Origin of the sequence: Synechococcus sp. R55.7 (assembly GCF_047461955.1) — a bacterium.
Taxonomy (GTDB): Bacteria; Cyanobacteriota; Cyanobacteriia; order Thermostichales; family Thermostichaceae; genus Thermostichus.
Window position 1 is genome coordinate 3,483 of the sequence record NZ_JANSIC010000074.1, and the last position, 8,011, is coordinate 11,493.

Below are 8,011 nucleotides of genomic sequence, written 5' to 3' on the forward strand. Positions count from 1 at the left end.
GAGGTGGCTTCTTCCTCCAGATCCAAGGGAGTGGCATAGAGCTCCGCTCCGCTAACGCGACCGAAGTCGTCCGCAACAGAGGCCAAGTCAGCTCCCTGCCCGTCCTCTTCTGGGCTTTCTGCCGGCACGGCAGCTGTCCTCCAGTCTTCCTCCCAAGCCGCTTCGGCTCGGATCCCTGGCCAACTCAGATCCAGATCCCCCTCTTCCGCGGGAGCAGATCGGTGCTCTGAATCTGTTCCCGCCAGCGGGATGGAGTCCTCAGCAGTGCCCACTTCCCATAGGGATGAGAGCTGTTCCGCCGCCAGATCTCCGCTTGCCTCTGCGCTCTCCTGCTCCGGCAACCGGTCGGCTCCGAGCTCATCTCCATCAAAAGAGGTCTCGGCGAGGGTTACCGCCTCTGGCACCGGCTCAGCTTCCCAGCTCAGATCGGGGGCAGCGCCTTCCTCCGCAGGGATCCCAGCAGCCACAGCCCAATCCTCCGAGGCACCCTCCTCGGGTTGGGGGAACAGCGGCTCTGCCTCAGACTCCCAAGCCAGACCAAGCTCGAAGGGCTCGCAGACTTCTGGCTCTTCAGGGGCTGCCGGAACAGGGCGGAAAGCCAGCAGCTCAGCCGAGGGCTGAATGGTGTTTGCCGCTCCATTGGCCAGAGCCTGGTGGGCTTGCTTCAGATCTCGCAGCACCGGCAGGGCCAGTTGTCGCAAATCCTGGCTGGGATCCGCCAAAATCTCGCCCACCAAGCGGGTCAAGTCTGTCCAGCCTCCCAGTTCCAGAGCCGAAGATTGCCCCAAATCCTGCAAAGATTGGGCCAGAGCTTGCAGAGCCGGTCGAGTGGCCGGGTCGTCAGGACGTTTGAACAGCTCCAGCATCTGGCGCAACAGGGCCGGGATCTGCTGATGCACCACCACCTCAAGAGGATCCGGTGGGGCAGGGGGGGCAGCAGGGCGAGCCAATTGTTGCAGTTCTGAAGAAGGGGCAACCTGTTCGGCCTTGCCGTCTAGGATGAGCTGCTGTCCCTGCTTCAAATCCCGCAGGGCGACCAAAGCCAAAGTTCGCAGGTCGGCATCGGGGTTGCCCAGAGCTTGCTCGAAAGTTTCCGTCAACTGTTGCCAGCCCGCCAGATGATGAACTTGTCCGATCTCCTTGAGAACGGCATTCGCCGCTGCCAAGCGCTCTCGGACATCTGGCTGATCCCGTTGTTTAAACAGCTCCAGCATCTGGCGCAACTGCTGCGGCACCACCTCCGCCATGTCCTGCTGTAGGGTGCGAACCGCCGGCGACGAGACGGGAGTTGGAGCAAGGCTGGGAACAGTGCCCTCGCCAAGAAGATTTTGAATGTGCCTTTCGGTCTCTTGAAAAACCGGCTCCAGTTCCGCCAGGGTGGTGTTGCTGACTTCTTGGGTGAGGCCGCGGGGGCTCTGCAGCTCCTCCAACAACATCGAAAGCCCATCAAAAGCCCGCAGCAGCAGGGTTTCCAGGTGCTGATCGACAGGCACTCCGCCTGGACGGGAGCGAAAGATGTTGAAAAAATCTTCCATGCGGTGGGCCGTCCGTTGGATGCTGGTGAGGCCCAGCATGGCAGCTCCCCCCTTGATGGAGTGAGCAGCTCGAAACAGCTCGTTGATCAGCTCGGGATCGCTCATGCTGTCCCGCAAGCTGAGGAGCACTTGTTCAATCGTTGCCAAGTGGTCGCGGGCTTCTTCGATGAAATAACTGAGGATCCGCTTTTGTGCTTCTTCATTCATGGCAGGAGGCCCTTCCTACAGCCCACAGGTATGCATCAGTAATAGCAGACCGGACAGATTGAGGCTCGCCTGAGCGAAGAGTCCGGCCAAAAGTCGGAACAGGGGGATCCCAGTGGCATTTGCTAAGGATCGATAACGTCTCCTGCATGGGGATCCTTGTCCCTAGAATGCCCTCAAAACAGCAGATTTGCTCATTCATCCCCAACCCGGAAGCGACCGACAGAAGTTTGCAACTCGCGGGCGATGCTCACCAACTGTTGGAGCGAAGCTGCCACCTTCTGCGCCTCCTTAGAGGTCTCGTTGGCGGTCAACTCCACCGATTGCATCACCTGCGCCACAGAGCGAGAGGTTTCCGTTTGTTGCACGGTGGCCTGAGAGATCGCCCGCACCAACTCGTCGATCCGGCGACTGACCTCGATAATCTCGTCCAGGCTGTTCTTGGCCTGCTCGGCCCGCCGCGTCCCCTCGATCACCAGTTGGGTGCCTTCTTCCATAGCCGTCATCACGTTGCCGGTTTCCGATTGAATCTGCAACACGATCTGCTCGATCTCCTTCGAGGCTTTGGCAGCTCGGTCGGCCAGTTGTCGCACCTCATCGGCCACGATGGCAAAGCCCCGTCCCGATTCCCCGGCTCGTGCCGCCTCGATGCTGGCGTTGAGGGCAAGCAGGTTGGTGCGCGAGGCAATTTGAGAGATCAAAGCCACAATTTTGGAAATTTCCTGCGAGGATTCCGCCAATCGCTTCACTTTGCGGGTGGTTTCTGCCACGGTTTCGCGAATTTCCAGGATGCCACTTACCGTGCGATCCACAGCTTCTCCACCCCGAGCGGCTGCTTCTGTGGCTTGGGCAGTCACGTTGGCCGCTTCGCGGGCGTTGCTGGCCACCTCTTGAATGGAGTCCGTCATCTCCTGAATGGAGTTGAGGGAGTTGGAAATCTCCTCCGCCTGGCGCAAGGCGTCGGCAGAGAGGCTGCGGGCAAAGTCCTCGTTCTGCAAGGCGGCATCGTTCACGGCGGCGGCGGCCCGCTTCACCTGGCTGACAATGTCTCGCAGACTGCGAATGGTCAGGTTAAAGGAGTCGGCCACAGCCCCCAGCACGTCGGCAGTCACCTCTGCCCGCACCGTCAGGTCTCCACGGGCAGCCCCTTCCACGTCGTCCAGCAGGCGAATCACCTGGCGCTGTAGGTCTTCCTTAGCTTGCCCTTGCTCGGCAGCCCGCTGGCTCAGTTCGGCGAAGTTGGCTTCAAGGGCAGCCGCCATCTGGTTAAAGCTGTCGGCCAAGCGCCCCAGCTCATCGTGGGTGTTGGCTGTGGCTCGTACTGAATAATTCCCCTGGGCCAAGGCGGCAAAGTGGCCGGCCAGCTCTTGGGCGGTGGAGCGAATTTGTTTGGCACTGCTGGCCCCGAGGATAACCCCTGCTCCTGTGCCGATCAGCCCGCCTCCAATCACCCCGGCAATCAAGCGAGCTCCCCCATTGGCCGGGATCCCAAGGCCAATCGCCAAGCCGGCAGCCAAACTCACAGCTCCTTGGATAAGCGCTATGGCCAATTGCCGATCCCCAATCGGTCGGTTGGCGATCCCAGCAGAGGTTCTTGCCCCTTGTTCACCTACACTGGGAATAGGGAGGGAGGCCGTGGGCAGCAGGACTTGGGCCGCTCCGCTGCCGGTCTCCGCCATTGGGCTCATCCCCCCAATCGCCCCCTCATCTGGGCGGAAGGCCCCCACCGGCTCACCGCCATCCATGCCGGCAAGTTCGCGATCCAGGCTGTCTAGCTCGTCAAGCTCGAAGAGGGCAGAGCCGGGACTGGCAGTATCTTCATCGGGGGCAGGGATCGGCTCACTCATGGGGGCAGCCAATTCGGTCGGCAGGCTTTCTTCCAGGGATCCCCCTTCCTCTTCCTCAAGACCGGGCAGGGAGAAGCCCATCTCATCGGGAAAATCGGCATCGCCGGCCAACTGCGTAATGGAGTCGGAGTCGCCTTCTAGGGCTTCCAGATGCTCTCGATCGAACTCGTTGAGAAAGGCAAAGTCATCTTCGACCACCGGATCGGTTTGAGGCCCGCCCTCTTCCAAGCCTGCCCGTCGCGAGAGGGCCGGTGGTGTTACCCGAGGATGGGTCGGCATCGGGTGAGATAAACCCAGCGGATCAGCCTCCGGCATTTGCAGCCCGGTCTCAAAGGGATCCCTGAATCTCTCTTCCCCCATGAAATCGCTGCCAAGGCTGTCTGCCTCCAGTGGAAAGGGATTCTGAGCAAAGGGATCCGCCTCCTCTTCCCCCATCTCCTCGAACTGCAAGAAGGGATCGGGAGCAGAGAAAGCCTCTTCCGAAAAGGCATCCGACCCAGGTGCAAACTCATCTGGAGAGCGAAACTCGTCCGCTTCTGGGGAATCGGGAAGATCCGCCAGCTCCGGTGCCATTTGCAACAGCTCTTCTAGACCCTTCCGGGCCGACTCCAGCTCATCGGGATCACTGGCTGTTTGTAAAATGGTGTTGTAGGTTTGGCGAGCTTCCAACAACTGCCCAGCTTGTTTTTGTGCCAAAGCCAGCAGCAGCTTGACAGCAGTATCTTGCGGTTCAGCAGCGGCCACTTGGTTGAACAACCGCACCGCCCGGACGTAGTCTCCCTGCCAAAAGGCGGCCATCGCATCGGTGTAGTCTCTCTGACTGTTCGCGCTCGGAACCATGGATCCTCCCTTCACTGCTTGCCTACCTCTGTTCACGCGTCAACACAGATGCAAACGGAACGCCCCCAACACCTCAAAACCCCATGGATGCAGGCTATCCCCCCTTTTCCACATTCAGTCAAGCAAGAGTGGGCCTTTCTGCCGCCGTCTCAGGGCTTACCCTCAACAGCCTCGACACGCATCGGTAGGGGATAGATTTGGTCCAACTTTCCCCATTGTGGCTGGAGTTAGCTTGGATCTTTGATAGGAACTATACACTTTCCTCCCGCTGAGCTCCCAGGGGGCCGTCTGTCAACCCCAACGATTGGATCGCAGGATGGCCGACTGATCCAGCAATGGCAAGCGCGATCCCGTTCCGGGCACCACCCATTCCCCTCGCAAAAAAGGAGCCATGGACTCAGGAGCCGTGAGGGCAGGCCGCACCAATTCAGTCTTCAGCCACTCCATGCCTACAATTAAATCCACAGCCAAGCCCATGAGCAAATCCTGTTGATCCATCACGGCCACCACAGGAATCTCGGCTCGGTCGATGTTCAGGGGCGGGCTGATCCCCAAAAATTGCCCCAGGTCTGCAACCCAGATGATCTCGCCCCGCAAATTCAGCGTGCCCAGCAAAACTGGGGCCACATTGGGCATGGGGGTGATTTTCTCTGGGCCAATGCTCATCACCTCCACAACCGATACCGCTGGCAGCGCAAATTCCTCCCCGGTGGCAATCTTGAACTTTAGGAATAGCTCACCTTCGGGAGCCTCCATCTCCCGCAACTCTTGGGTCTCATCCCCCATCAATAAATCCAGATCCCCCAGCATGATGCTCCCCCGCATGGATAGTCTTGTGGACTGTTGATCCCGCCCCCCTCCCTGCTTAAAACGCAGAGTCGTTCTCAGGACCTACCGAAAGGCGTGGAAGCAGAAGGGGCAGCTCTCAGCCTCTCAGTAATTGCTTAATCGTACCCACCAGTTCCTGGGGCTGGAAAGGCTTGGCAATGTAGGCATCCGCTCCCTGGCGGATCCCCCAGTAGCGGTCAAATTCTTCGCCCTTGGAAGAACACATGACGATGGGCGTTTTTTGGGTGAGAGGGTCGGCCTTGAGAAGACGGCACACCTCATAGCCGTTCATGCGCGGCATGACGATGTCCAGCACGATCAGGTCGGGTTTGTTTTGCTTCACCGCCTCTACGGCCTCCACCCCGTCTTCCACAGTCATCACCTCGAAGCCGTTTTCCTGCAGCAGCTTGCTGATCATCTCCCGCTGGGATTGGCTATCTTCCACCACCAAAACGCGACTCATTTCCGATTCATCTCCCGCAATTGATGTTTGATGGTCGCCAGGAGCTCTTGGGGCTTAAAGGGCTTGGTTACATAGGCATCCGCCTGGTTGCGCCTGGCCCACTCGATATCAAAGGTCTGGTCTTTGGTGGAACACATGACGATGCGAATGTGTTTGGTACTTTCATCCCCCTTCACTTCCCGGCATACCTCGTAGCCGTTCATGCGCGGCATGACAATATCCAGCACCACCACATCAGGCTTCTGCTGGCGAATGCACTCCATTGCCTCTACGCCGTCTGTTGCTGTGGAGACTTCCAAACCGTTCTCGGAAAGCAAGCTGGAAATGGTCTCCAGGTAGGTACGGTTGTCATCCACCACCAGCACTTTGCTCATCGCCGTCTTGCTCCTTTTGCACTCCCGCGCAACCGTCGGGCTGCTTTGACTGAGGTTTGCTCTTGTAACCTCACCTGGCTCCGGGCCGGCCATGCTACCCCTATTGTTTCGGTGAGGCCACTCTTCTGTCCAGTACTTCGCCTATAGTCTTCTGTGCCAACATTTTGGCTACCCCAACGCCTATTCGCCACCGCCCCGTTTGGGGGGAGGGCCCACGTAGGATTCGACAATGGTCAACAACTCCTTTTCCGCAAAGGGTTTGCTCAAAAATTCGTTCGCTCCGGCCATGCGGGCCTTAATCCGGTCGGTAAAACCATCCTTGCCGGTCAGCATAATCATGGGGGTTTCGCGGAACTGGCTGGATTTGCGCAACATGGCGCACAGCTCATACCCATCCAACTTGGGCATGGCCACATCGCAGAGAATCATGTCGGGGTTGAGAAGAAACACCTGTCCCAGCGCTTTGAGAGGATTGCCGATGGTGGTAACCTGGTAGCCCTCGTTTTGCAGGATGAACTCTACGGTTTTTTGGATGGCCATGGAGTCGTCGATGCAAAGGATGTGGCTGGGCTTATCGCTGGGTTTGAGGGGACGGCTGGGCTTGGGCTCCGCGATCAAGACGGGCTCGGACAGTTGAATGGCCCCTTGGCGGACGTAGGGATAGATGGCCTTGGCCACCGCCAGGGTGTCTCGACCCAGGTAGCGACCCATCTGGCGAATGCTGGTTTTGCCGTCTGACCACTCGCTCAGGGCTTTGAAGACGGGGGCGGGCAGGTTTTGCTGGAGCGGCAGGGGGTTGACGATGGTGGGAGCTTGGTTGGGAGCTTGGATGTAGGGGTGCAGCTTTTTCCACTCCTGCACTTGGGCTACGATCTCGGTGAGCAGGGGGGTAACGGGGAAGGTGGTCAATTGGGGGGCCAGGGGGGATCCGGCCTCAAAAATGAAGGAACCCTGGTGGAGGCTGAGCAGGTCGAAGAGGACTTCCCGCACCATGCCCAGCAGGATTTGCTTGCCCTGGTTGGGGTTGAGCTTGTGGCTTTCCAGCAAAGACCAGAGGCGGTTGTATTCGGGGGCGTTGACCGCGGCTTTGTGGGGAATTTGAATTTCCTCCAGGGCGGCTTCCAGCTTGAAGCGGTGCAGATAGTCTCTGAGGCGGGCAATGTTCCCTTCCGTTTCAGAGGCGTAGATAATCCGCCCATTCAGGAAGAAGACAAACCAGTAGACAGAGGGGCTGGCCTCTACAAAAAGCTCACCGGTGCGCTGGCCCAGCTCGATGAGCTGAAGGATGCTGCGGATATCGATCTCTTGTAGTTTTCCTTGCATGGGATCCCTGCCTGCAGTCCAGCAAGATACGTCCATTATGACGCTAGTCTTTAACTGTTGCTGCCCCGCCGGTAAGGCCATTTTCGGGAAGAGGGTTAAAGTTTAAAAAAGTTGGGGTTTGACTTGGGCCGAGCGCCTGCATTCCCCGAGGTATCTCTGGACTCCAGCAGACCCTCCCAATTAGAGCAGAATGGAGAGAACTGCCACCAGTAAACCTGTTCTTTGAGTAACCTATGCTGCCAATTCTCACCTCTTGGGTGCTTGGCCCACTGTTGGCGCTCTACACCCTCCTGTTTGTGCTGCGCATCTTTCTGTCGTGGTATCCGCAACTGGATACTTCTCGGTTGCCCTACTCGTTGGTGGTCGGCCTGACGGAGTTTCTGTTGCGCCCGACCCGTCGCCTGATCCCGCCTCTGGGAGGTGTGGACATGGCCCCTGTGGTTTGGGTGGGCCTGGTTACCCTGTTGCGGGAGGTGTTGCTGGGGCAGCAGGGGCTGCTGACAATGGCCCTGCACTGAGAGCGTTTTTGCCAACCATCTCTCATCGACTCTGCAAAATTGGGATCCGCTCGCCGAGGCTCTGGAAAGGCTGGCCCTC

General features: G+C 58.7%; 7 protein-coding genes. 1 reads left to right on the top strand and 6 read right to left on the bottom strand.

Annotation, left to right across the window (positions count from 1 at the left end; all coding sequences use genetic code 11):
• The 6 genes from NW820_RS05635 to NW820_RS05660 all read right to left on the bottom strand — a co-directional run.
• Nucleotides 1-1,742, bottom strand: a 1,742-nt coding sequence (locus NW820_RS05635) for an Hpt domain-containing protein (protein WP_414406918.1), incomplete at its 3' end; no start/stop codon positions are given.
• Nucleotides 1,743-1,933: 191 nt separating this feature from the next.
• Complete coding sequence (locus tag NW820_RS05640; RefSeq protein ID WP_414406919.1) at nucleotides 1,934-4,426, bottom strand: methyl-accepting chemotaxis protein; 2,493 nt, start codon at nucleotides 4,424-4,426, stop codon at nucleotides 1,934-1,936.
• A 291-nt stretch (nucleotides 4,427-4,717) separates the two neighbouring features.
• Entirely contained in the window at nucleotides 4,718-5,236 is a 519-nt protein-coding gene (locus NW820_RS05645; RefSeq protein WP_011433530.1) for a CheW domain-containing protein, read from the bottom strand.
• Between the two features lie 115 nt (nucleotides 5,237-5,351).
• Complete coding sequence (locus tag NW820_RS05650; protein WP_011433531.1) at nucleotides 5,352-5,717, bottom strand: response regulator transcription factor; 366 nt, start codon at nucleotides 5,715-5,717, stop codon at nucleotides 5,352-5,354.
• Nucleotides 5,714-6,091 carry a response regulator gene (locus NW820_RS05655; RefSeq protein ID WP_414328794.1) on the bottom strand — a complete coding sequence of 126 codons (378 nt, stop codon included), beginning with the start codon at nucleotides 6,089-6,091 and terminating at the stop codon, nucleotides 5,714-5,716. The genes NW820_RS05650 and NW820_RS05655 overlap by 4 nt, the downstream gene beginning before the upstream one ends.
• A gap of 180 nt (nucleotides 6,092-6,271) precedes the next feature.
• Nucleotides 6,272-7,414: a response regulator gene (locus NW820_RS05660; RefSeq protein ID WP_414350115.1), complete on the bottom strand. Its 1,143-nt coding sequence runs from the start codon at nucleotides 7,412-7,414 to the stop codon at nucleotides 6,272-6,274.
• A 233-nt stretch (nucleotides 7,415-7,647) separates the two neighbouring features.
• On the opposite strand from NW820_RS05660, the gene NW820_RS05665 reads away from it, so the two are divergent.
• On the top strand, nucleotides 7,648-7,932 hold the full coding sequence (locus tag NW820_RS05665; RefSeq protein WP_011433534.1) for a YggT family protein: 285 nt from the start codon (nucleotides 7,648-7,650) through the stop codon (nucleotides 7,930-7,932).
• The last annotated feature ends 79 nt before the right edge of the window (nucleotides 7,933-8,011 follow it).